We start from the raw sequence: 1,160 nt of genomic DNA, 5'->3' as shown, positions 1-1,160 counted from the left end.
TGACCGGGCAGTTTCAGCTAACCGACGACCAGCTTGCGATCCAGGACATGGCGCGGCGGTTCACCGCCGACCGGATCACGCCGTTTGCCGCGCAGTGGGACGAGGACCACCATTTCCCGCGCGACGTGGTGCAGGCCGCGGGCGAGCTCGGCTTCGGCGCGATCTACGTGTCGGAGGAGAGCGGCGGGATCGCGCTCGGCCGGCTCGAGGCGGCGCTGATCATGGAGGCGATGGCCTACGGCTGCCCGGCGACCAGCGCCTATATCTCGATCCACAACATGGCGAGCTGGATGATCGACCGCTTCGGCGGGAGGGAGGTCAAGGCGAAGTTCCTGCCCAGGCTCGTCAGCATGGAACACATCGCCAGCTACGCGCTGACCGAGCCGGGCTCGGGCTCGGACGCCGCCGCGCTCAAGACCACCGCGAAGCTGGACGGCGACACTTACGTCGTCAACGGCACCAAGCAGTTCATCTCGGGCAGCGGGTTCAACGACATCTACGTGGTGATGGTCCGCACGGGCGACGACAAGGAGCCAAAAAACAAATCGGGGGGCATCACCTGCCTGGTGGTCGAGAAGGGCACGCCGGGCCTCAGCCACGGCGCGCCCGAGAAGAAGCTCGGCTGGAACGCCTCGCCCACCGCGCAGCTGATCTTCGAGGATTGCCGGGTGCCGGCCTGCAACCGCGTCGGCGCCGAGGGCGAGGGGTTCCGCTTCGCGATGGCCGGGCTCGACGGCGGGCGGCTCAACATCGGCGCGTGCAGCCTCGGCGGCGCGCAGCGCTGCCTCGACGAGGCGGTCGCCTATACCAAGGAACGCCAGCAGTTCGGTCAGCCGATCGCGGACTTCCAGAACACCCAGTTCATGCTCGCCGACATGGCGACCGAACTCGAAGCGGCGCGCGCGCTGCTCTACCTCGCCGCCGCCAAGGTCACCGCCAATGCGCCCGACAAGACGCGCTTCTCGGCGATGGCCAAGCGGCTCGCCACCGATGCGGGCAGCAACGTCGTCAACGACGCGCTCCAGCTGTTCGGCGGATACGGCTACCTCAAGGACTACCCGATCGAACGCTTCTGGCGCGACCTGCGCGTCCACTCGATCCTAGAAGGAACCAACCAGGTCATGCGCATGATCGTCGGCCGGGACATGCTCCGGCAATGA

1 protein-coding gene is annotated in these 1,160 nt (G+C 67.4%); it reads left to right on the top strand.

The window, feature by feature from the left end; all coding sequences use genetic code 11:
* A partial coding sequence (locus N0B51_RS14810) for an acyl-CoA dehydrogenase family protein (RefSeq protein ID WP_259963370.1) occupies positions 1-1,160 on the top strand: 1,160 nt, incomplete at its 5' end.

Source organism: Tsuneonella litorea (genome assembly GCF_025154015.1).
GTDB classification, from domain to species: Bacteria; Pseudomonadota; Alphaproteobacteria; order Sphingomonadales; family Sphingomonadaceae; genus Tsuneonella; species Tsuneonella litorea.
This window is presented reverse-complemented; position numbering and strand designations above follow the sequence as displayed.